17 protein-coding genes are annotated in these 17,995 nt (G+C 63.0%); 6 read left to right on the top strand and 11 right to left on the bottom strand.

From position 1 onward, the window contains the following. Nucleotides 1-101 precede the first annotated feature (101 nt). The gene (gene pdxR / locus ACUTSC_RS11735) at nt 102-1,568 is read left to right on the top strand and encodes a MocR-like pyridoxine biosynthesis transcription factor PdxR (RefSeq protein WP_445653343.1); all 1,467 of its coding nucleotides are present in this window, start codon (nt 102-104) and stop codon (nt 1,566-1,568) included. Here pdxR (ACUTSC_RS11735) and ACUTSC_RS11730 read toward each other — a convergent pair. The 4 genes from ACUTSC_RS11730 to ACUTSC_RS11715 are packed head-to-tail and all read right to left on the bottom strand — an operon-like array spanning nt 1,565 to nt 5,219. Beyond that, nucleotides 1,565-2,065, bottom strand: a complete 501-nt coding sequence (locus tag ACUTSC_RS11730; protein WP_197768186.1) for a redoxin family protein — start codon at nt 2,063-2,065, stop codon at nt 1,565-1,567. The genes pdxR (ACUTSC_RS11735) and ACUTSC_RS11730 overlap by 4 nt on opposite strands. Then, nucleotides 2,058-2,774, bottom strand: a complete 717-nt coding sequence (locus ACUTSC_RS11725) for a DsbA family protein (protein ID WP_197768187.1) — start codon at nt 2,772-2,774, stop codon at nt 2,058-2,060. The genes ACUTSC_RS11730 and ACUTSC_RS11725 overlap by 8 nt, the downstream gene beginning before the upstream one ends. Beyond that, nucleotides 2,771-4,807: a cytochrome c biogenesis protein CcdA gene (locus tag ACUTSC_RS11720; RefSeq protein WP_197768188.1), complete on the bottom strand. Its 2,037-nt coding sequence runs from the start codon at nt 4,805-4,807 to the stop codon at nt 2,771-2,773. Before ACUTSC_RS11720 ends, ACUTSC_RS11725 begins: the two co-directional genes overlap by 4 nt. Before the next feature lie 49 nt (nt 4,808-4,856). Continuing rightward, nucleotides 4,857-5,219 (bottom strand): copper resistance protein, encoded by a 363-nt coding sequence (locus ACUTSC_RS11715; protein ID WP_197768189.1) that lies wholly within the window; start codon nt 5,217-5,219, stop codon nt 4,857-4,859. A gap of 205 nt (nt 5,220-5,424) precedes the next feature. Between ACUTSC_RS11715 and flk the strand changes: the two genes are divergently transcribed. After that, entirely contained in the window at nt 5,425-6,453 is a 1,029-nt protein-coding gene (gene flk / locus ACUTSC_RS11710; protein ID WP_197768190.1) for a flagella biosynthesis regulator Flk, read from the top strand. A gap of 4 nt (nt 6,454-6,457) precedes the next feature. Here the strand turns inward: flk and ACUTSC_RS11705 are convergent, their stop codons facing one another. After that, nucleotides 6,458-6,913 carry a rhodanese-like domain-containing protein gene (locus tag ACUTSC_RS11705; protein WP_134268025.1) on the bottom strand — a complete coding sequence of 152 codons (456 nt, stop codon included), beginning with the start codon at nt 6,911-6,913 and terminating at the stop codon, nt 6,458-6,460. A gap of 93 nt (nt 6,914-7,006) precedes the next feature. Here ACUTSC_RS11705 and pdxR (ACUTSC_RS11700) point away from each other — a divergent pair, with 93 nt between their 5' ends. After that, complete coding sequence (gene pdxR / locus ACUTSC_RS11700; protein WP_197768191.1) at nt 7,007-8,440, top strand: MocR-like pyridoxine biosynthesis transcription factor PdxR; 1,434 nt, start codon at nt 7,007-7,009, stop codon at nt 8,438-8,440. A 26-nt stretch (nt 8,441-8,466) separates the two neighbouring features. On the opposite strand, the gene ACUTSC_RS11695 is transcribed toward pdxR (ACUTSC_RS11700), so the two are convergent. Then, nucleotides 8,467-9,363: an endonuclease/exonuclease/phosphatase family protein gene (locus ACUTSC_RS11695; protein ID WP_197768192.1), complete on the bottom strand. Its 897-nt coding sequence runs from the start codon at nt 9,361-9,363 to the stop codon at nt 8,467-8,469. A gap of 217 nt (nt 9,364-9,580) precedes the next feature. Here ACUTSC_RS11695 and pepT point away from each other — a divergent pair, with 217 nt between their 5' ends. Next, complete coding sequence (gene pepT / locus ACUTSC_RS11690) at nt 9,581-10,828, top strand: peptidase T (protein WP_197768193.1); 1,248 nt, start codon at nt 9,581-9,583, stop codon at nt 10,826-10,828. On the opposite strand, the gene ACUTSC_RS11685 is transcribed toward pepT, so the two are convergent. After that, the gene (locus ACUTSC_RS11685; protein ID WP_443003578.1) at nt 10,825-11,937 is read right to left on the bottom strand and encodes an SLC13 family permease; all 1,113 of its coding nucleotides are present in this window, start codon (nt 11,935-11,937) and stop codon (nt 10,825-10,827) included. The genes pepT and ACUTSC_RS11685 overlap by 4 nt on opposite strands. 154 nt (nt 11,938-12,091) lie before the next feature. On the opposite strand from ACUTSC_RS11685, the gene apbE reads away from it, so the two are divergent. Beyond that, nucleotides 12,092-13,123, top strand: coding sequence for an FAD:protein FMN transferase ApbE (apbE, locus tag ACUTSC_RS11680; protein ID WP_197768195.1), 1,032 nt, complete (start codon nt 12,092-12,094; stop codon nt 13,121-13,123). A 63-nt stretch (nt 13,124-13,186) separates the two neighbouring features. On the opposite strand, the gene ACUTSC_RS11675 is transcribed toward apbE, so the two are convergent. Together ACUTSC_RS11675 and fabB are read right to left on the bottom strand one after the other, a co-directional pair. Beyond that, nucleotides 13,187-13,408 carry a hypothetical protein gene (locus tag ACUTSC_RS11675; protein ID WP_004936201.1) on the bottom strand — a complete coding sequence of 74 codons (222 nt, stop codon included), beginning with the start codon at nt 13,406-13,408 and terminating at the stop codon, nt 13,187-13,189. Between the two features lie 212 nt (nt 13,409-13,620). Continuing rightward, on the bottom strand, nt 13,621-14,841 hold the full coding sequence (gene fabB, locus ACUTSC_RS11670; RefSeq protein WP_041036107.1) for a beta-ketoacyl-ACP synthase I: 1,221 nt from the start codon (nt 14,839-14,841) through the stop codon (nt 13,621-13,623). Between the two features lie 170 nt (nt 14,842-15,011). On the opposite strand from fabB, the gene mnmC reads away from it, so the two are divergent. Next, nucleotides 15,012-17,033: a bifunctional tRNA (5-methylaminomethyl-2-thiouridine)(34)-methyltransferase MnmD/FAD-dependent 5-carboxymethylaminomethyl-2-thiouridine(34) oxidoreductase MnmC gene (gene mnmC / locus ACUTSC_RS11665; protein ID WP_197768196.1), complete on the top strand. Its 2,022-nt coding sequence runs from the start codon at nt 15,012-15,014 to the stop codon at nt 17,031-17,033. Nucleotides 17,034-17,074: 41 nt separating this feature from the next. Here mnmC and ACUTSC_RS11660 read toward each other — a convergent pair whose 3' ends face one another. Together ACUTSC_RS11660 and ACUTSC_RS11655 are read right to left on the bottom strand one after the other, a co-directional pair. Then, nucleotides 17,075-17,356, bottom strand: coding sequence for a YfcL family protein (locus ACUTSC_RS11660; protein ID WP_016926855.1), 282 nt, complete (start codon nt 17,354-17,356; stop codon nt 17,075-17,077). Nucleotides 17,357-17,388: 32 nt separating this feature from the next. Further along, nucleotides 17,389-17,937 (bottom strand): elongation factor P hydroxylase, encoded by a 549-nt coding sequence (locus tag ACUTSC_RS11655; RefSeq protein WP_162215436.1) that lies wholly within the window; start codon nt 17,935-17,937, stop codon nt 17,389-17,391. Nucleotides 17,938-17,995: the final 58 nt, after the last annotated feature.

Genomic DNA, 17,995 nt, shown 5'->3' with positions numbered 1-17,995 from the left:
GCCACTTTGCGGTGTTGTCATGCAGGCCACTTTTCTGCGCTTGAAGCCCTGTTGACATGGGGTATAGTAAAAATCTCTCTCCATAACCGGGCCAATTTCGCATGCACATCCCGTTGGATCGCGAGCAGGACGTTCCGCTCTATTTACAGATCGAAGAAGCGCTGCGGCGCGCCATCCTCACCGGCGTGTTCGTGGATGGCGACAAACTGCCCTCGACGCGCACGCTGGCGGCCGAGCTGGCGGTCAGCCGTTTAACGGTGGATAACGCCTACGCCGAACTGGCGGCCAAGGGTTTTTTGCTTCAGCGGCGCGGCAGCGGCGCCTATGTCGCGCACCCGCAGGCGCAAACGCGCCCGGCCCGGCCGACCAGCGATGCCCTTTTCCCGCTGGAGAGCTTCACCACCCTCACCTCGCGGCTGGACGGCTACGCCGACGCCCCGCTGCCGGAGGGGCTGATCAACTTCGCCGCCGGCGTCGGCAGCCCTAAGGTGTTTCCGCTGGAGGCGTTTCGCAAAGTGCTGCTGTCGGTGCTCAGCCGCCATGCGGAAGAGGCTTTCAGCTACGGGGAATACTGCGGCTACTACCCGCTGCGCGATACGCTGAGCCGCATACTCAGCGCACAGGGCATCCCCACGCAGGCGGAACAGGTGCTGATCACCAACGGCTCGCAGCACGCCATCAGTCTGGTGGTGCAAAGCCTGCTGGCGCCGGGCGATACGGTGATCGTCGAAGAGCCGACCTACGCCGAAGCGCTGGGCCTGCTGCGCCAGCACCGCGTCAATATCGTCACCGTACCGGGCGACCGCCACGGTATGCTGGTCGAGCGGCTGCCCGAGCTGCTGGCGCGCCACCGCCCTAAACTGATCTACATCATCCCCAATTTCCACAACCCGACCGGCCGTTGCCTGAGTGAAGCGCGGCGACGACGCCTGCTGGCGATCGCTCAACAAGCCGGCGTGGTGATCCTGGAAGACGATTTCGTCGGCGATCTGCGTTATCAGGGCAAACAGCTACCGTCGCTGCGCGCGCTGGCGCCGCCGGGCGCGGTGATCTACGTCAGCACCTTCTCCAAAATGCTGCTGCCCAGCATGCGCATCGGCTATCTGGTGGCGGACAGCGAACAGTATCAGCGTTTCGCGCGATTGAAACACGTCGACAGCTTCACCAGTTCCAGCCTGATCCAGCGGGCGCTGGACGCGTTCGTCACCGTCGGCCGCTACGACAAGCAGCTGCGGCGCGCCGGGCGCGTCTACCGCCGCCATCTGGAGGTGATGATTGATGCCTTGCAACGGCGGCTGCCGCCGGGGTGCCGCTTTGAAACGCCGCAGGGAGGCTTGTTTATCTGGCTGACGCTGCCGGCGGCGGTGACCACCGCCGAGCTGATGCCGGTCGCCTGGCGATACGGCGTGACCTTCGCACGCGGCGAATGCTTTTATGCGCAGGAACCGCTGGGTGCGCACGGCCTGCGGCTGAACTTCGCCGCCAACTCGCCGCCGCAGATTGAAGAAGGTATCGCCCGGCTGTGCCGGGCGATTGAGGAAGTGATAACGGAGAAAAACGCCGGTTAGACGGCGGCCCACCACAACCGCAGCTTCATCCCCCAGTAGCTGGTCCAGCCGGTGGTGCTCTGCACCACCTTGCCCTGCGAGACCACCACGAAGGTCGGCGTCACGCCAATCTGCCACTGCGCCGAGAGCGTACCGGCCGGATCGTTGACCACCGGCAGCGCCAGCCGTTTGCGTGCCAGCCAGTTTTTCACCTGGAGATCGTCGCCCGAGCGTAGCGCGACGGTCAACACGTTGCCGCCCGCCGCCTGCAAGCGGGCGACGTCCGGCGTAGTGAAACGGCAGACGCCGCACCAGCTGGCCCAGAAGTAAACCAGCAGTGGCCGCTCATGGCTGAGCTGCGCCAACGACACACGCTCGCCGTCCAGCGTGGTCAGCGTCTGGGCATCGAAGGCCGGCGGCGCCTGCGGCGCGTTCAGCCAATCCATCACCGTCACCACCGCCAGCGCGATCAGCGCCAGCAGCAACAACTCGCGCCCCCAGCGCTTGAGCTTAGCCATTGTTGGCCTTCGCCAGCTGCTGTTTCACCATCGCTTCCAACTCTTCATACGACACCGCCCCCGGCAGCATCCGATCGCCGATCAGCGTCGCCGGCGTCCCCTGCACGCCCAGTTGCTCCGCCAACGCCATATTGGTGCGCAGCGTGGTCATGCTCTGTTCGCTGGGCGCCACCGCCTTGACGCCGGTTTTCTCTTGCGCGGCGGCGATGCTGGCGTTGTCGTGGAAGCCCTTTTTCGCCATCAGCCGCTGGTGCAGGGCCCAGAATTGATCCGGGTGCTGTTGCCAGGTAGTGAGCGCCACGCGCGCCGAACTGACCGAGCTTTCGCCCTTGAACGGCAACAGCTTCACCACCAGCGCCACGTCCGGGTATTGCTTGACGATCTTCTCCAGCATCGGATCAAAACGCTTGCAGTACGGGCAGTTATAGTCGGTAAAGGTCACCAGCGTCAGTTTGGCGTTGGCGGCGCCGAGGCGCGGGCTTGCCGGATCCTGGTACAGCGTTTTGGCGTTCTGCTTGATAGCCTGGCTGATTTGCTGGCCGGCGGTTTGCTGCTGCCAGGCGTCCACCGCCTGCGCCAGAATGTCCGGGTTGGATACCAGCGTTTCACGGATCATCTCTTTGATACGCGCCTCTTGTGCCGGGGTGAAAGGCTCGGTGGCCCACACAGGGGCGGCGATGATCATCAGTAAAATCAGTAGCTTTTTCATTGTTCGGTTCCTTTGGCATGGGAAAGCGTTTGCAGTACGGCGTCACGGGTCAACAGCGGGGATAACACCTCGCCGTCCGGGCTGCCGGGGCCATAGATTTGGTTAAAAGGCACGGCGACGCTGCCGCGCTTTTGCAGGAAGGCGCTGATGTCGGCCGACGGGCGGCTCCAGTCGCCGCGCAGCGCGACCACGTCGTCGGCGCTCAGCGCGCGCTGTACGTCATCGCGCAGCAGCACGTTGAATTTATTGGCTTTACAGGTCACGCACCAGTCGGCGGTCACGTCGACGAACACCCGCTTATGCTGGGCCAGCGCCTCGGTAATCGCCTGTTCGCTCAGCGGTTGCCACTGAACCCGATCCTGCAACGGCTGGCGCCACAGGCCGGCGGTCAGCGATCCGGCCAGTAAGGCCACCCCCGCCAACACCAACGTGCCCGCCGCCAGCTTGGCTGCCAATCGTGCGCCCTGCTGACGCCACACCGCCAGCAGTAACGCCAGCAGCGCCAACGCCCCCAGCCACAGCGTGGCCTGCACGCCGATATGGTTGCTCAGCAGGCTCAGCAGCCACAGCGACGACGCCAGCATCAGCAGCCCCATCGCCAGCTTGACGGTATTCATCCAGCGGCCAGGGCGCGGCAAGCGCAGCGCCAGCGATGGCCAGGCGGCGATCAGCAGCCACGGCAGGCTCATGCCGATGCCGAGCGCGATGAACATGCCCCACAGCACCGGCAGCGACGCCGCCAGCGCGAAGGCCACCGCCGTGCCAAGAAACGGCGCCGAGCACGGCGTCGCCAGCAGCGTGGCGAACGCGCCCTGCCAGAAATGGCCGCTCAGACCGTGTCCATTATGGGTGGCTAGCGACGTGTTCAGATCGGACGAGAGGCGCAGATGGAACAGGCCAAACAGGTTGGCGCTGAACAGCAGCGTCACCAGCACCATAAAGCCGATAAACCACGGATTCTGGAACTGAATGCCCCAGCCGAGCGCATGGTTGCCGAGCCGCAGCAGCGTCATCAGCAAAGCCAACGCCATAAACGAGGCGACGATACCCAGCGACGACGCCAGGAACTGCAAACGCACGCTGCGCCGATCGCGCCGTTCCACCTGCAGGATGGAGCCAAGCTTGATGCCCAGCACCGGCAGTACGCACGGCATCAGGTTGAGGATCAACCCGCCCGCCAGCGCCATCAATACCGCCTGCCATAGCGGGAATGCCGCACCGGCGGGTGCGGCCAGCGGATCGCCAATCGGCAGCGTAATCTGCTGCGCCATGCCGCCGTCGTCGATCACCAGCGTCAGCGTTTTGCCGCGCAGATCCGGCGCCGCATCGCCCCAACCGTCGCTGACTGGTACTCGCGCCAACAGCTGAGCGCCGTCGGTCTCGACCTGTGGCTTGCCGAGATCCGCATCCGCCAGCGTATCGAAGAACAACGCGGGCTGTTGCCAGCCGGCGGCGCGTTCGGCGGAAATCTGCAGCTCGCCGTTGCGGTAACCAGCCTTGACGCTCTCCGCCACCCCGGCGGCGATCGGCACCTGCCCCATCGCCTGCGCGAAGTCGTGGTTAAACTGCGGATCGTTCGGCGTCGTCAGATCCAGGCTGAATGGGTAGTCGGTCAGAATGCAGACGTTGCTGCAGGTGGATAGCGTCAGGGTGCCCGCCAGCGGGCCGGCTACCTGGCCTGACATCACGATAGGCAGCGTGACCCGATCGTGATAGCCCTGGGTGGAAATACCGGCCACTTCGAAACGCTGCGGCGTCGGCCAGTGCCAGGTCGCCGGCGGCGGGTTGCCCTGCCAGACGATAGCCGGCGCGATGCCGCCTTCGCCCGGGGAACGCCAGTAGGTTTTCCAGCCCTTTTGCAGCTCGACCGACAGCAGCAGGCGAGTCTGCCCCGGCTGTGACGTGTCGGCACGCAGCCGCACCTTGGCATGATCGTTGGCCGGATTTTGCAGCCAGCCGCTGTCCGCCGCCTGCAAGGCAGGCAGCCACAGCATAAACAGGCAAGCGCAGGCCAGCCTGATAATTTTCAACATGTTAATTCTCCATAAATGATTAATTCACCGCGAAAAACGGGCGATTAACTCATTCACGGAAAACGCATAATCGAAGGTGCACCCTGAGGGTGGGCGGTGAAATGGCACGAGGAGGAGGAATGCGCAGGCGCGCGGCGATGGTCGGCGCCAACAGCGCCAGCAGCAGGCCCAGCCCGAACAGCACGGTTTCGAACATCACCGGCGGCGCGGCCAGCAATGATTTGGCGCTCAGTTCACAGGGCGTCGGCTGCGCTTCAGCGGCGGCGTCACCGGATTGAACGGCGGTGGCCGCCGGGATCCCCAGCGTTTGCTGCAGCGCATGCAGGCCCGCCATGCGCTGGGTCATGCACGTCAGCACCACCAGGCAAGCCAGGCATAAAAACCATTTTGCAATCCGCTGCCGTTTAACCATGCCATCCTCATGTTCGGGTCTGGGGTTATCTTAGCGACGCGGGCGCGATTAGCAACGTTTTGTCGGTAAAGAAATGTCTGAGCGACGGTATTGATGGCGGTGATTTACAGGTATCATAGTGGGTAAGCCTGCGCTTTTCGCCGGGTACGATGATGATTCTCTCCTCCAGGCATTCTGCGGGGATACACAGCGAAGGACTGGTGATATGCAACCTTTGAGTGGGCCGGGCACCCCAATCGCCGGCGAACGCCCTCCCTCCCCGGGCAAAACGGCGGCCACTGACGATCAACCCCTCTCTCCGGCACAGCGCACGACGCTGGAAAAGCTGATCGTGAAAATCATGACGCTCAGCCCGGCAAAGTCGGCGGAGATCTGGGCAACTCTGCGCCACGATCTCGGCGCCGACAACGGCGGTGAACTGCTGGCGCGCCATTTTCAACCGGCGGAACAGCTGCTGCAAACGCGCCTGACGCAGGCGCAGCAAAACCACGCCGGACGCCAGCTGTTGCAACAGCTGGCCGAATTGCTGCCGCAGGGCAACAACCGCCAGGCGGTCAGCGACTTTATTCGCCAGCAGTTCGGCCACACGGTACTGAGCCAGCTGAGCCCACCACAGCTGCAGCAGGTGCTGAATCTGTTGCAGACCGGCGGCCTGGCCATTCCCCAGCCGCAGCAAACCGCCACCAGCGATCGCCCGCTGCTGCCCGCAGAGCATCAGAGCCTGCAGCAGCAGATAACCAAACTCAGCGCCGCCACCGGTGAAGCGCCGGCTAAAATCTGGCAAACGCTGTTTGATCTGGCGGGCGTGAAAACCAACGATCCGCTGCCGGCGCGCCACTTCCAGCTGTTAAACCAATTCTTGCAAGTGAAGGTGGCCCTCAGCCCGCAGAGCGCACCGACGCTGAACAATCTGCTGGCGGCGCTCAAACAGCCGGCGGACGAGCAAGAGCTGCAGCAGATGAACGACTACTGCCAGGCGCGCTTCAACTGCGGCGCCAATGCGCCGCTGACGCATCCGCAAATGAGCGACGCCATTCATCAACTGTTTGCCCGCCGCCTGGAAAAAGCCGGCCAGGCCCAGGCTATCGTCAGCCACCCTGTCGATCCGCAGCCGCTGCTCAACCCGCTGATCGCTGCCCTGCCGCTGCCGCTGCAAAAAGCGCTCAGCAAACCCGCCGTCGCGTTGATCCTGCTGCTGTTGGCGCTGGCCGTCGTGCTGGCGCTGGTGTTTTAACGCCTCAGGCGCAGCCGCAATCCTCAACAGCCGCCCGATCGCGCAACGATCCCGGCTGTTCGCCGATGGCCAACGGATGGCCGTCGCGCAGCCAGAAGTCCAGCCCGCCGATCAGCTCCTTCACCCGGAATCCCAGCTTCGCCAGCTTGTAAGCGCCCTTGGTGGAACCGTTGCAGCCGATGCCGTCGCAGTAGGTCACATACACTTTTTCGCGATCCAGCTGCGCCGTGCCGGCTTCATCCATCAGGCGATGCGGCAAACTGAGCGCACCGGGAATATGCCCGGCGGCGTACATCGCCTCCGCGCGGGTGTCGATCACCACCATCCCGTCCACGCCATTGCGCAGATCCTCCGCCACGTCCCAGGCATCCGCATAGCGGCTCAGTTTGGCCGCCAGGTAGGCCAAGCTCTCTTCCGGCGCCGCCGGCGGAAAAGCCAGCACCAATGATTCTTTCGACATACCATTCACTCCCGTGCATCAAGACAGATGACAATAGTGCCCCATTTTGGTCTTATGATTGATACCCATTTACCAACCGTGATAAGACCCATTATGCGGCACTCGCTGGTCACGTTGTTTCAGCAATCGCCCCACGCCGCCGGCACGCTGCGCGATCGCCTGTGCGGCGCATTGCGGCAGGCCATCCACCAGGGTGCATTGAGCGTTGGGCAACGCCTGCCTTCCAGCCGGGTGCTGGCCAGCGATCTGGGCCTCTCGCGGGTAACCGTCGAAGCGGCCTACGGTCAGTTGGAGGCGGAGGGATATCTGCAGCGCCGCGTCGGCCAGGGCACCTTTGTGGCGATTATCATCGCCAAATCACCGCCGCCGGCGACCGGCGTCGGCATACCGCGCCTTTCGCAGCGCGGCCAACAGATCGTGCAAACCGGCGGCTGCCGCGATCCGCAGCAGCCACAGGCGTTTGCCGCCGGTTCGCCGGATCTGCGTGCGTTTCCCCTGGCCTTGTGGAAGCAACTGACCGCACAGCGCCTGCGGCTACAGGGAGAAAGCCTGCTGCGCTATGGCGACCCGCAGGGCTATTTGCCGCTGCGTGAAGCGATTGCCGCCCACGTCAACCAAACGCGCGGCGTGATCTGCGATGCACGGCAGGTTATCGTGCTGACCAGTTCGCAGCAGGCGCTGCAGCTGATCGCTACGTTGCTGCTGGACAGCGGTGACAGCGTCTGGATGGAAGAACCGGGTTACACCGGGGCAAGAAACGCCTTTATCAGCGCCGGAGCCGCCCTGACACCGGTCGCAGTGGACGGCGACGGCCTGCGTGCTGACCCCTCCTTGCCCGACCCTCGTTTGATTTATCTGACGCCCTCGCACCAATACCCAACCGGCGCAGCGCTCACCCTGGCGCGCCGATTGGCGCTGCTGGCGCTGGCGGACAGGCGGCAGGCCTGGATCGTCGAGGACGATTACGACAGCGAGTTTCATTACGACGGCCTGCCGATACCGGCGATGCAGGGCCTGGATCGCCGTGGCCGGGTGCTGTACCTCGGCACCTTCTCCAAATCGCTGTTCCCTTCGCTGCGGTTGGCGTACCTGATCGTCCCGCCCACGCTGGTTGACGCGTTCGTTACCGCGCGCACGGTGTATGACGGCCACAGCGCGCAGCTGATGCAGGCGGTCACCGCCGAGTTCATCCGCCAGGGGCACTTTGCCGCGCATATCCGCTACATGCGCCAGCTCTACCGCAGCCGGCGCGATACGTTGCTGGCGGAAGTACGCGAAAAACTCGGCCACTTCGCCACGGCCGCTCCCGCCGGCGGCGGCCTGCAGCTCAGCGTCTGGCTGCCGCCCGGCCAGGAGGCGGCGCTCAGCCGACAGGCGCGGCAGCTCGGCATCCTCACGCCCGGGCTGACGACACAATACCAGACGGCACAGGCGCAGCGCGACGGCTGGCTGCTGGGCTTTTCGGCCCTGACGCCGGGCGAGATCCGCAGCGCCGTCGAGCGGCTGGCACAGATCGCCGTGGCTTAGCGCGGCCCCAATGGAACCCCACCCGCTTATTGCTCGGTCAGGCGCATCTCCGCCACCAGCGGCAGGTGGTCGCTTACCGCCGGCCAATGCACGCCGTTCCAGTCGCCGCTGGCGTTCGGCACCGTCAGGCTGTCCAGATGCCAGCGCTGCGCGTTGCCGGTGAAGAGGTAATCCACCTTGATCTCGGCGTTTTCCGCCGGCCAGCTGCGGCCGTCCAGCCCGTTAGGCATGATGTCGTTCCAATAGCGGCTCAGCTCCAGCCAGGTCACGCTGCCCGGCACATCGTTCATGTCGCCGAACAGCAGCTTGATGCCACGCACTTCGATGGCGCGATCGTTCAGCTCCCGCACCTGATCCAGGCGCATCGTCGGATCTTCCTTGGTATCGAGGTGCGCGTTGAACAGGGTGATCGGCGCCGGGAACTCCGGCACGTCAACCTTGGCGCTGAAGGCGATGCGCTGTTCGCGCTGGCCGGACGGCAACGGATAGATCACGGCATCGTGCAGCGGATACTTCGAGAGAAACGCCAGACCATATTCGCCGCCATCGTAATCGATCGCCCGGCCAAACACCGCCTGCATGCCGGTCAGCTTCGCCAGTTCCGCCGCCTGATCGACCCGGCCGCTGCGAGCGGTGAGTTTATCCACCTCCTGCAGCGCCACCACGTCAACGTTCATCGCGCGAATCGCCTTGGCAATGGCGGTCATGTCGCTGACCTTGCCGGCGGCGATATTGAAGCTGGCGACGCGGATCTTCGGCGCCTGCTCCAGCTCGTAGGTTTTGTTCTTCAGGCCGCCCAACGCGCTGGCCACTTCGCGGCTGTTGGCGTTGCTGTTGGCGTGCCCGGTATCGGCAGACGACCAGGCGCTGTGAGAGATGCCCAGGGACAGTAAGGTGATAAGCAGAGCGTGACCGGTGTGCATGAATTATCCTTGAGGGACAGATAAGTGTTATGTAGGTGCTTCCCGGCCCACAGCTAACACCGATTTTGCCGCAGAAACCTGCGACTATTTCCTAGTTGCACCGCTATTTTTCGTTTCTGCGCGATGCTTCGCATTCTGGCGGTTTACGCATTGCACCGTTGGACAAACGGCTGATTTCGTTTTAAAACCGGTAGATTGCCAACCGCGAGGAATTCCGATGACCAGCCCGATTGCCGAACAGCTTACCGAACGTTTCTTCCGCTACCTGGCGGTCACCAGCCAGAGCAACGCCGCCGCAACCACCCTGCCCAGCACGCCGGGGCAGCATGAGATGGCGCAGCTGCTGGCGGAAGAGCTGCGCCGGCTCGGCCTGGCCGACGTGCAGATAGACGAGCACGCCACCGTCACCGCCCGCAAGCCCGGCACCCAGCCCGGCGCGCCGCGCATCGGCTTCATCACCCATATCGACACCGTGGACGTCGGCCTGTCGCCCGAGATTCGCCCGCAGCGCCTGCGCTTCACCGGCGAAGATTTATGCCTGAACGCCGAGCAAGACATCTGGCTGCGGGTCGCCGAGCACCCGGAGATCCTGCCCTACCGGAACGAAGAGATCCTGTTCAGCGACGGCACCAGCGTGCTGGGCGCCGACAACAAGGCGGCGGTCACCGTGGTGATGACACTGCTGGCCAACCTGGCCGCCGCCGATCGCCACGGCGATATCGTGGTGGCGTTCGTGCCGGATGAAGAGATCGGCCTGCGCGGCGCCAAGGCGCTGGATCTGCAGCGTTTCCCCGTCGATTTCGCCTACACCATCGACTGCTGCGAACTGGGTGAAGTGGTATACGAGAATTTCAACGCGGCGTCGGCGGAGATCCGCATCGAGGGGGTGACAGCCCACCCGATGTCGGCGAAAAACGTGTTAATCAACCCGATACGCATCGCCAACGACATCATCAACCGATTCGACGTACAGGATACCCCGGAACACACCGACGGGCGCGAGGGCTATTTCTGGTTCACCGATCTGGCCGCCAATGCCAATCAGGCGACGCTGAAGGTGTCGATTCGCGACTTCGATCGCGCAACCTTCGAGACGCGCAAAGCCCGCCTTGAGGAAACGGTGCGTCAGGTGGCGGCCAACTATCCGCGCGCCAACGTCAGCTGCAGCATCAGCGACATCTACAGCAACATCAGCAACGCCATCGGCGAAGATCGGCGCGCCATCGATCTGATCTTTGGCGCCCTTGCCGCCCACGGCATCCCGCCAAAGGTGATCCCGATGCGCGGCGGCACCGACGGCGCGGCGCTCTCGAGCCGCGGCATCCTGACGCCCAATTACTTCACCGGCGCGCATAACTTCCACTCGCGCTTCGAGTTTTTACCCGTCAGCGCCTTCGTGAAATCCTATCAGGTAACCCGCAGCATTTGCCTGTTGGCCGCCCGGCAGAGCGGTAATCAGAGTTAGCTCAACAGCCAGCCGACCAGCGCGGCCCACGCCAGCAGCGGCAGCGAGTAATAGTGGAAGCGCAACCAGATCTTGCGCTCCCCCGCCATGCGCAGCGCAATCAGGTTGGCGAGCGAGCCGATCGCCAACCCGAAGCCGCCGGCATTAACCGCATAGGCCAACTGCGCACTGGAGGGCACATAGTTGAGCAGCAAAATGGTGGCCGGCACGTTGCTGACGATCTGTGACAGCCCGACGCCCAGCGCATACACCCCGCCGTCGTTCAGCCCGGCGATAGCGGCAAACGCTGGCTGAAGCGGCGGCAGGCGGGTAAACAGGCCGACATCGATAAACATGGTGGCGAACACGAAAATCAGGCTCCAGTCGATCTGCAACAGCACCCGGCGCGCCAGCAACAAAAAGCCGGCGAACACCGCCAGCAGCCCATACAGCGGCAGACCGATATCCAGGCACAGCAGGAAGATCGCATACAGCCCCACGCAGCTCAGCAACAGCGGCCGTTGATAGGGGTAGCCCTCGGTATTCGGCGTTTTCACGATGTCGCGCGCCGGGAAGCTGAACCAGGTCAACACCAACAGGCTCAGCATCATCGCGGCGCCAAACGGCGCCATCTGGCCGATGAAGCCGAGGAAAGAAAGGCCGGAGCGGCTCCACAGCAGGATATTTTGCGGGTTGCCTATCGGCGTCAGCAGCGAACCGGCGTTCACCGCCAGCGCCTGAAAGATGATCAAACGGCCAACCGGCAGCGCCGACAGTTTTTTCAGCGTGATGGTGAGCGGAATGACGATAAACAGCGCCACGTCGTTGGTCAGAAACGACGACAGCAGCGCAGCGGAAAACACGAGGAACAGCGCCAGCCGCCGTTCGCTGTGCAACCGGTTGATAATCTTGCGGCCCACGAAGTCGAAGTAGCCGCTGACCTCAACGCCTTTGGTCAGCAGCATCAGCCCCAACAGAGTAATGAGGGTGCGGCCGTCGATGAAACCGCCCACCGCCGCCAGCGGCTGCGGATGAAAGGCGAACATCGCTGCGCCGGCCAGCAACAGCACATGCAGGAAACGGTCTTTGACAAAGGGATGGATAAGCCGGGAAATCGCGGTTGAACTCATGGCGGCAGCTTGAAACCTCAGCGAAAAGCATGAGCGAGACGTTATCTCAGGCGCAGCCGCAACGCCAGCAAAATGCTATTTTACCTTTATCCGCTTTCCATTTGCCGCACTTTACTTTATTTGTAGCGGCTTTCTCGTTTTCAAAGGACATGTTATGGCTTCCCTGTTCGCCAAAGGGGCGTTGCTCAGCGCCTTATGCGCCCTGCTCGCCGCCTGCGACGATGCCTCCTCCCGCCCGCAAATCGATATCGACGGCAAGACCATGGGCACCTTCTACAGCGTTAAAGTCAGCGGTGACGTCGCGATCGGCAAGCAAGAACTGCAGCGGCAGATTGACGCAGTGCTCGAACGGGCCAACGACGATATCTCCACCTACCGCGCCGACTCGGTGCTGTCGCAATTTAACCGTAGCGCCAGCCTCGAACCGCAGCCGATCCCGCGCGGCATGGCGGACATCGTACTGATGGCTCAGCGCATCGGCCGCGATACCGGCGGCGCCATGGACATCACCGTCGGCCCACTGGTGAACCTGTGGGGGTTCGGCCCCGACAAGCATCCGGTCAAGGTGCCGGAACAGGCGCAGATCGACGCGGCGAAGCAGCGCATCGGCCTGCAGCACCTGAAGCTGATCAGCGACAATCGCGGGGAGTGGCTGCAAAAAGATCTGCCGGACATGTATGTCGATCTCTCGACGCTGGGCGAAGGCTACGGCGCCGATGAACTGGTGCACCTGATGAATCGTAACGGCATTACCAACTACCTGGTATCGGTCGGTGGTGCGGTCTCTTCACGCGGCGTCAACGGCCAGGGCAAACCCTGGCGGGTGGCGATCCAAAAGCCGACCGACCGTGAAAATGCGGTGCAGGCGCTGGTGGATCTGCACGGTTACGGCATCAGCACCGCGGGCAGCTATCGCAACTACTTTGAAGAAAACGGCCAGCGCTACTCCCATGTCATCGATCCGACCACCGGCAGGCCGATCAACCACCGGCTGGTTTCCGCCACGGTGATCGCCCCCACCGCGCTCGAGGCCGACGGCTGGGATACCGGCCTGATGGTGCTGGGCACCGATAAAGCGTTGAAGCTTGCCGAAGAGAAGGGGCTGGCGGTCTACCTGATCAGCAAAACCGATGACGGTTTCAGCGCCGTGATGACGCCGCAGTTCAAGGCGTTTTTGGTGCAGTGAAATAAAAAAAGCCCGGCACGCAATGGCCGGGCTGGTTGCATGCGCCCGCAGGCGCCGCGCCGATCACTTGGTCAGCGCGATGATGCCGAGGGTCAGACCGGCCACTGCCGCCGCGCCGCCGGCGATCGCGCCCGCGGTTTCCCAGTTATCTTGAGTGGTGCCCTTCATGCAGGTGTTGGTGTGCACCAGACGCCCCTGATCATCGTAGACCGGAACGCAGGGGGAATCGGTGGCGCATCCGGCCAGCACGGCCGACAGTAACCCAACCGCAATTAACTTTTTCATACTTCTTGCCTCAATGTTCGATCACTTTAGAAAGCTACGCCGAGCGATAATCACGCTACCTGGCTATTGTATGCCCAACGCATGTAATGGCGAGGTAATGATGTGTCAGGGGATGTGATTTGGGAAAACTCCGAGCGCCCAGCCAGCGGGGTTCTGGCAGTAAAAAGCCCGCGAAAACGCGGGCTTGATGGCGAGGTGAGGCTCAGGCGGAATTATTTCGCCAGTTTGCGCATCACCAGGGTGGCGTTGGTGCCGCCGAAGCCGAAGCTGTTGGACATCACGGTGGTCAGCTCACGCTGAGTCGGCTGAGTCACGATGTTCATGCCCGCCGCTTGCTCATCCAGAGTGTCGATGTTGATGCTCGGCGCGATAAAGCCGTGCTCCAGCATCAGCAGGCTGTAGATCGCTTCCTGCACGCCTGCGGCGCCCAGCGAGTGACCGGTCATCGCCTTGGTGGAGGAGATAGCCGGGGTATTGTCGCCGAACACTTCGCGAATCGCGCCCAGCTCTTTCACGTCGCCTACCGGCGTGGAGGTGCCATGCACGTTGATGTAGTCGATAGGCGCATCCAGATCCTGCATCGCCATCTTCATGCAGCGCACTGCGCCTTCGCCCGAAGGGGCAACCATGTCGGCGCCGTCAGACGTTGCGCCGTAGCCAACGATTTCTGCGTAGATATGCGCACCGCGCGCCAGCGCGTGCTCCAGCTCTTCAACCACCACCATACCGCCGCCGCCGGCGATGACGAAACCGTCACGATCGGCGTCGTAGGTGCGGGAGGCTTTTTCCGGCGTGTCGTTGTACTTGGTGGACAGCGCGCCCATCGCGTCGAACTCGCAGGCCATTTCCCAGCACAGCTCTTCGCCGCCGCCGGCGAATACGATGTCCTGCTTGCCCAGCTGGATTTGCTCAACCGCGTTACCGATGCAGTGTGCGGAGGTCGCGCAAGCGGAGCTGATGGAGTAGTTTACGCCGTGGATTTTGAACGGCGTCGCCAGGCAGGCGGACACGCCGGAAGCCATGGCTTTGGTGACCACGTATGGGCCAACCGCTTTCAGGCCGCGCGGGCTGCGCATCGCATCGGCGCCGAACACCTGGAAGCGCGGAGAACCACCGCCGGAACCGGCGATCAGGCCCACGCGCGGGTTGTTTTGATACTCTTCTTCCTTCAGGCCGGAAGAAGCGATCGCTTCTTGCATCGCCAGGAAAGCATAGATGGAAGCATCGCTCATGAAACGCACCGCCTTGCGGTCGATCAGGCCGGTCGTGTCGAGCTTAACTTGCCCCCATACGTGACTACGCATGCCGGAATCTTTCAGTTCCTGGGAGAAAGTGATCCCAGAACGTCCTTCCTGCAGGCTCGCCAGGACCTCCTGCTGGTTATTACCAATGCTGGAGACAACTCCCAGGCCAGTAATCACTGCACGTTTCATTCAATACCTCTTCCACTATTTACCTACGGGATTTTGCATCGCACTTTAGCGTACAGATGTAAGCCGAACAAGTCCGATCAGCGTTTTTCAGCTTTATTGTTGTCCAGTTTGCGCCAGGGCGCCAGCGCCGTTAGAATTCGCGACATCCCTTGAATTTCGAGCTATTGACCGTGAACCACGCCCCCATCCAAACCGCAACGCTAACCTGGAACGAACAGGGTACACCTGTTTCGAAACAGTTTGATGACGTCTATTTTTCCAATCAGGATGGGCTGGAAGAAACCCGCTATGTCTTCCTGCACGGCAACCGGCTGCCGCAGCGTTTCGCCACTCACCCGCGCCCGCTGTTGGTGGTGGCGGAAACCGGATTCGGCACCGGGCTCAATTTCCTTACGCTGTGGCAGGCCTTCGCGGGCTTCCGCCAGGCCGAGCCGGACGCCGCGCTGCAACGCCTGCACTTTATCAGCTTCGAAAAGTTCCCCCTGCAGCAGGCCGATCTGGCGGCGGCGCATGCGCGCTGGCCGGAGCTGGCTCCCTATGCCGACGAGCTACGCGCCCAATGGCCACTGCCGCTGCCGGGTTGCCATCGCCTGCTGTTGGCCGAAGGCCGTATTACGCTCGATCTGTGGTTCGGCGACGTCAACGAACTGCTGCCTCAGTTCGACGCCAGCATGAATAACCAGATCGATGCCTGGTTCCTCGACGGCTTCGCGCCGGCCAAAAATCCCGACATGTGGACCGAGCAACTGTTCGCCGCCATGGCGCGTTTCGCCCGGCCGGAAGGCAGCTTCGCCACCTTTACCGCCGCCGGCTTCGTGCGCCGCGGCTTGCAACAGGCCGGTTTTCAGGTCAACCGTTGCAAAGGCTTCGGCCAAAAACGTGAGATGCTCGCCGGCGGTCTGCCGGCCGATGCGCCCCCCACGCCCCACCCGGCGCCCTGGTATCGGCGTCCGGCGGCGGACAACACCGCCGATATCGCCCTGATTGGCGGCGGCGTCGCCAGCGCGCTCACCGCGTTGGCCTTATTGCGGCGCGGCGCCAGCGTCACGCTGTACTGCGCCGACGAGCAGGCAGCCGAGGGCGCTTCCGGCAACCGTCAGGGGGCGATTTATCCTCTGCTGAACGGCAGCGGCGACGCGCTGGAGAGCTTCTTCAGCGCCGCGTTTCCCTTCGCCCGTCGCCAATACGACACCCTGTTGCAACAAGGCGTCACCTTTGATCACCAGTGGTGCAGCGTCAGCCAGCTGGCCTACGACGAAAAGAGCGCTGCCAAGATCGCCAATATGCTGAAAACCGACTGGCCGCCGGCGCTGGCGATGGCGGCCGACCGCGAGACGCTCAGCGAACTGTGCGGCGTCGATACCGGCTTTGGCGGCATCACCTACCCGCAAGGCGGCTGGCTCTGCCCGGCCGAGCTGACGCGCAGCGCTATCGCGCTGGCGCAGCGTCAGGGTCTGGTCTGCCACTACCGGCACGATGCGCAGGCGCTGGCGCGTGAAGAAAACGGCTGGCGCATCGATTTCGCTCACGGCGAAAGCCGCCGCCATGCGACGGTGATCCTGGCCAACGGCCATCGGTTGGCCGAGCTGGCGCCGACGCAAGCCCTGCCGCTGTACTCGGTGCGCGGACAGGTGTCGCACATCCCAACCTCGCCGGCCCTCGGTCAACTGAAGCAGGTCTTGTGCTACGACGGCTACCTGACGCCGGTCAACGCCAATAACGGCCAACACTGCATCGGCGCCAGCTACCAGCGTGGCGACACCGTCACCGACTACCGCGAACAGGAGCAACAGGAAAACCGCGAGCGCCTGCTGCGCTGCCTGCCGGAACAGGCCTGGCCGCAGCAGGTGGACGTCAGCGCTCACCTGGCTCGCTGCGGCGTGCGCAGCGCCACCCGCGATCATCTGCCGATGGTCGGCGCGCTGCCGGACTATCAGGCCACGGTGACGCAGTATCAGGATTTGCAGCGGCAGAACCAGCGCGGCGAAACCGTCGCCGATGCGCCGGTCTATCCCGGCCTGTTCGCTATCGGCGGGTTGGGCTCGCGCGGGCTGTGCTCGGCGCCGCTGGCGGCGGAAATTCTGGCGGCGCAGCTGTTCGGCGAACCGTTGCCGGGTGATGCGCGCCTGCTGGCGGCGTTGAATCCGAATCGGATGTGGGTACGGAAGCTGCTGAAAGGGCGTGCGGTGTAATTCATGGATGAGGGGCGCGATGATGCGCCCCGGCATAGCGGTCAGGCGGCAGGCGTGGCGGCCTGATAGAGGTTTTCCCACATGCCGCGCACCAGGATCTGATCCGGCGGCGAAAGTTCCCCGGCGGCGATCGCCTTATGCAGGCTCTCTTCCACCCGCGCTTTCAGCGCTTCGGCAGTGTGCTCACCCTGCTCTTCCGCTTCGGCCACCGCCAGCGTCAGATGACCGCGCAGGTAGCCACCGGCAAACAGTTCATCATCGCTGGCGTGCTCTACCATGTCATCAATCAGCGCCAAAATGCGCGCTTCGAATTCTGCGATCATCAAATTTCCTCATAAAATAGCGGGCTGTGGCGTCAGTTGAGATCTTCCGGGTACGGAAAATGCTCGGCCGCCAACGGTGGCGTATTGTAGAACGATTGCAACGCCTGAATAAAGCGCGCAGGCCGTGTGGGTATTCCCTGCTCCAGCAGCGCCAATACCCGGGCGCGCACCTTGCGCTGGAACGCGATGCGATCCGGCTCACAGTCGCCGTTCAGGTTGTCGCAGCTGACGTTGAACGGGAAACCGGCCGCCACGCAGAACATCCATTCCAGCGCCTGCGGTTTGATCTCTACCGCTTCGAATTCACTCTGGGTTTGTGCGTCGCGCCCGTCCGGGCAATACCAGTAACCGAAGTCCACCAGCTGGCGGCGCGCTTCGCCGGCGATGCACCAGTGCGAGATTTCGTGCAGGCCGCTGGCGTAGAAACCATGGGCAAACACGATGCGGTGATACGGCAGTTCGTCGTCAGCCGGCAGGTAGATCGGCTCGTCGTCGCCCTTCACCAGGCGGGTGTTGTAGTCATCGCTGAAGCACTGATTGAAGATCTCTATCAGCTGTTCATAGCGATGACGGGTCTGCATGTCTGACATAAAAACTCTATAACCACAAAAATAAGGAGGCCATTATACCCGATAAGAC

The organism is Serratia sp. TSA_105.2 (assembly GCF_052692115.1).
Note: the sequence above shows the minus strand (reverse complement) of the source record. Positions and strands in the feature narration are given on the sequence as shown.

Coding starts and splice junctions, on each gene's coding strand:
- pdxR (WP_445653343.1), top strand. CDS start 102: ATGCACATCCCGTTGGATCGCGAGCAGGACGTTCCGCTCTATTTACAG.
- ACUTSC_RS11730 (WP_197768186.1), bottom strand. CDS start 2,065: ATGGCTAAGCTCAAGCGCTGGGGGCGCGAGTTGTTGCTGCTGGCGCTG.
- ACUTSC_RS11725 (WP_197768187.1), bottom strand. CDS start 2,774: ATGAAAAAGCTACTGATTTTACTGATGATCATCGCCGCCCCTGTGTGG.
- ACUTSC_RS11720 (WP_197768188.1), bottom strand. CDS start 4,807: ATGTTGAAAATTATCAGGCTGGCCTGCGCTTGCCTGTTTATGCTGTGG.
- ACUTSC_RS11715 (WP_197768189.1), bottom strand. CDS start 5,219: ATGGTTAAACGGCAGCGGATTGCAAAATGGTTTTTATGCCTGGCTTGC.
- flk (WP_197768190.1), top strand. CDS start 5,425: ATGCAACCTTTGAGTGGGCCGGGCACCCCAATCGCCGGCGAACGCCCT.
- ACUTSC_RS11705 (WP_134268025.1), bottom strand. CDS start 6,913: ATGTCGAAAGAATCATTGGTGCTGGCTTTTCCGCCGGCGGCGCCGGAA.
- pdxR (WP_197768191.1), top strand. CDS start 7,007: ATGCGGCACTCGCTGGTCACGTTGTTTCAGCAATCGCCCCACGCCGCC.
- ACUTSC_RS11695 (WP_197768192.1), bottom strand. CDS start 9,363: ATGCACACCGGTCACGCTCTGCTTATCACCTTACTGTCCCTGGGCATC.
- pepT (WP_197768193.1), top strand. CDS start 9,581: ATGACCAGCCCGATTGCCGAACAGCTTACCGAACGTTTCTTCCGCTAC.
- ACUTSC_RS11685 (WP_443003578.1), bottom strand. CDS start 11,937: ATGAGTTCAACCGCGATTTCCCGGCTTATCCATCCCTTTGTCAAAGAC.
- apbE (WP_197768195.1), top strand. CDS start 12,092: ATGGCTTCCCTGTTCGCCAAAGGGGCGTTGCTCAGCGCCTTATGCGCC.
- ACUTSC_RS11675 (WP_004936201.1), bottom strand. CDS start 13,408: ATGAAAAAGTTAATTGCGGTTGGGTTACTGTCGGCCGTGCTGGCCGGA.
- fabB (WP_041036107.1), bottom strand. CDS start 14,841: ATGAAACGTGCAGTGATTACTGGCCTGGGAGTTGTCTCCAGCATTGGT.
- ACUTSC_RS11660 (WP_016926855.1), bottom strand. CDS start 17,356: ATGATCGCAGAATTCGAAGCGCGCATTTTGGCGCTGATTGATGACATG.
- ACUTSC_RS11655 (WP_162215436.1), bottom strand. CDS start 17,937: ATGCAGACCCGTCATCGCTATGAACAGCTGATAGAGATCTTCAATCAG.